Here is a 3,166-nt window from a genome sequence, read left to right as displayed (position 1 = left end):
GAGCTGCACCTGGTTCCCGAGATGACTGTGGCAGAGAATGTCTTTTTGGGGCATCTCCCGGCTAACAAAACAGGCTGGGTGGACAAACGCAGCCTCGTGGCGCAGACGATTGCGAATCTGGAAGACTTGGGTATCAAGCTCGATCCGCAGGCTAAAGTGGGAGAGCTCTCGCTGGCGCAGCGGCAAATGGTAGAGATCGCTAAGGCGCTCTCGCGCGAGGCGAAAGTGATCGCTTTCGACGAGCCCACCAGCTCGCTCTCGGCGCGAGAGGTGGAGACACTCTTTGCCATCATTGACCGGCTCAAGCGGCAGGGCAAGGCGATTCTCTATGTCTCACACCGTATGGACGAGATCTTCGCTATCTGCGACACTGTAACGGTTCTACGCGATGGTAAGCATATCGAGACGGTTCCAAGCGCCGAAACCGACGCGGCGGGCGTGGTTAAGAGCATGGTGGGCCGTGATATCTCCGACATCTATGGCTGGCGACCACGACCTGTTGGGGAAACCGTGCTTTCAAGCCACGGCCTGACAGTGCGCGGTGGCGAGATTCTGGGGATTTTTGGCTTAGTGGGCGCGGGCCGGACAGAGCTACTGAAAGAAATCTACGCGAACCCGGCGCAGAGCATTAAAAATGGCGTTTGCCTCTGCCCGGAGGACAGAAAAAGAGAGGGCATCGTCCCCGTGCGCTCCGTGGCGGAAAACATCAATCTTTCTGCGAGGCGGCGCTTCTCTAAGCTTGGCTTCTGGATCAACGAGCCCGCCGAGCGCAAGAATGCGACCCAGCAAGTCGAGGCAATGCGCGTGAAGACCCCGAACCTGGAGCAGCAGATTGGCTTGCTCTCGGGGGGGAACCAGCAGAAGGCCATTCTCGGACGCTGGCTGAGTGAGGACGTGAAAGTGCTGCTCTTAGACGAGCCGACGCGGGGCATTGATGTGGGAGCAAAGCGAGAGATCTACGATATTTTGTATGATTTATCGGAGCGGGGCGTGGGCGTGGTAGTGGTGTCGTCGGACTTACCCGAGGTGCTGGGCGTCGCAGACCGCGTGCTCGTGATGCGCCAGGGAGCGATCTCGGCGGAGTTCACGCGCGAGGAAGCGACGCCGGAGAAGTGCTTGGCGGCAGCACTGCCCATTGCGGAGGCAACCCCATGAAAAAGCTCTGGCAGAACAATGGAATGCTGCTGGTATGCGCCCTGCTCTTTCTGGTGCTCTCCTTTACCGTTCCGAACTTCGCCACCGTGGAGAATGCTAAGGGCCTGACAATGTCCGTCACCACCGTGGGGATCGTGGCGTGTACGATGCTCTTCTGCCTGGCGGCGGGCGACTTCGATCTCTCCGTGGGCTCCGTGGTGGCGCTGGCGGGCGTGGTGGCGGCGCTGACAATCAATAAGACCAATAGTATCGGGCTGGCGATTGCGATTCCCGTGGCGCTAGGCTTTGGCGTCGGGGCGGTCAATGGTTTTGTGATTGCGCGGCTGGGGATCAACGCGCTCATCACGACGTTGGCGACCATGCAGATTGTCCGTGGGGTTGCGCGCCTACTGGCGGATGGCTCATCGGTGGGAATCAGCAACGAGGCGTTTGGTCAGCTCGGGCAGTACAAGCTTCTGGAGTTCCAGTCGCCGGTCTGGGTAATGGTGCTGTGCTTTATTGTTTTTGGCTTGCTACTCAACAAAACGATCTATGGACGCAACACGCTCGCCATTGGTGGCAACGCCGAGGCGGCGCGGCTTTCCGGGGTGAATGTCGCCCGCACCAAGATCCTGATCTTCGCCGTTCAGGGAGCCGTGGCCGCACTGGCGGGCGTGCTGCTGGCCTCACGGGTGTCGTCGGGACAGCCCAATACGAGTGAGGGACTGGAGCTGCAAGTGATATCGGGCTGCGTGCTGGGCGGCGTCTCACTCACGGGCGGCGTCGGCACTATTAGCGGGATGATAGTCGGGGTATTCATCATGGGTGCCGTGCAGAATGCGATGAACCTGCTCAATATCCCCACTTTCTGGCAAGCAGTCGCAAGTGGCGCGATCCTCCTGGCCGCCGTGCTCCTAGACAAGCTCAAGAACCGAAAAAGCGCCTGAGCTTCTGAACCCACCCGCCTCGGACCCACCCGCCTCGGACCCACCTGCCTCGGACCCACCTGCCTCGTCCCTCGGCACCCTCCCTCAGGGCCGGGAGGGTTTGGGTCGGCAGCGGTAGGTTCGTACTTTCCACACTCGCCATTGCTGTGAGCGGCAAGTCTTTGAGATGCGCTGTGGCCAGATCCAGTGCCTCGGCCAGCTCGCGAAGCCGACGGCGGCGAGCGGGGAGAATAAAGAATTTACGAGCTTCTTGCTCCAGCCGAGGAAGCATCGAGCGCATCCCCGACTGTGGTGTCCGTCGTGCCAGAGCCAGCAGCGCATCATGAAGCACATCAAGCTCCGCGCCCCGATCCTCCCAGAGCGCGACAAGCACGAGAAACACGGTGGCATCGGGCTGTGCGCCGTACCCCCGAACGGCATCCTGTCGCTCTTTGTGCTCTTTCTTGGCCCCACGCACGTGCGGCTCCCGTGCCGTCAGCCACTCGCCCGTGAGCCTCGGCTTCCCGTCCTCGGGATCCAGCACCATCCCCTGTTCCTCCAGCACCTTAGCCGTCTTTGAGCAGCGCCGCAGGTCAATCATGGGAGTCGCTGGAGTTGTTTTCGTCAGCAGGAACTGGCAAGTTTTCTATGGTCTGTGGCACATCGGCGATAAGAGGCAGGTCTTTCCACTGCGCGGTTGCGTCTTCGATGGTTTGATACGCCTCTTTGAACTCAGCCGGAAGCGGTGCCCAGAAAGAAGGTTTGAGCAACTTGAGAGCACCGCGGAGTGCGGGCGTGGGCTGGGTGCGTGCCAGGGTTTCCAGAGCCAGTGCCGCGGAGATCGCGGCGGCCTGTAGCTGGTCGTCGAGGCGCAGTTGGCGAATCAGTGCGATGAGCTGGGGAATCTCGCTGGGGCTAGGGTGCTCACCGAGGTGGTTTGCCAGGACGAGAATTGCGGCATGGGAAGCTTGCAAAATGTCCGGGTCATAGATCTTTCGTAGCGCTAACAGCGGCTCGACGGCGCGCGCATCACCGATGTGACCTAGTGCCTCGACGGCGCGGTAGCGCACCAGTGTGCTGTCCGTGCCCAGAGCCTCCAGAAGTGC

General features: G+C 60.8%; 4 protein-coding genes. 2 read left to right on the top strand and 2 right to left on the bottom strand.

Features of this window, described 5'->3' with window-relative positions:
- Positions 1 to 1,155: ATP-binding cassette domain-containing protein (locus ACH2EH_RS20540; RefSeq protein ID WP_395144638.1), on the top strand; the 1,155-nt coding region annotated here is incomplete at its 5' end.
- Complete coding sequence (araH, locus tag ACH2EH_RS20535) at positions 1,152 to 2,081, top strand: L-arabinose ABC transporter permease AraH (RefSeq protein WP_395144636.1); 930 nt, start codon at positions 1,152 to 1,154, stop codon at positions 2,079 to 2,081. The genes ACH2EH_RS20540 and araH, both read left to right, overlap by 4 nt.
- Here the strand turns inward: araH and ACH2EH_RS20530 are convergent.
- Both ACH2EH_RS20530 and ACH2EH_RS20525 read right to left on the bottom strand, forming a co-directional pair.
- Entirely contained in the window at positions 2,059 to 2,661 is a 603-nt protein-coding gene (locus tag ACH2EH_RS20530; RefSeq protein ID WP_395144635.1) for a hypothetical protein, read from the bottom strand. The two genes, araH and ACH2EH_RS20530, sit on opposite strands and share 23 nt — an antisense overlap.
- Positions 2,654 to 3,166, bottom strand: a 513-nt coding sequence (locus ACH2EH_RS20525; protein ID WP_395144633.1) for a HEAT repeat domain-containing protein, incomplete at its 5' end; no start/stop codon positions are given. The genes ACH2EH_RS20525 and ACH2EH_RS20530, both read right to left, overlap by 8 nt.

This window comes from Armatimonas sp., assembly GCF_043760365.1.
Lineage (GTDB): Bacteria > Armatimonadota > Armatimonadia > Armatimonadales > Armatimonadaceae > Armatimonas.
Note: the sequence above shows the minus strand (reverse complement) of the source record. Positions and strands in the feature narration are given on the sequence as shown.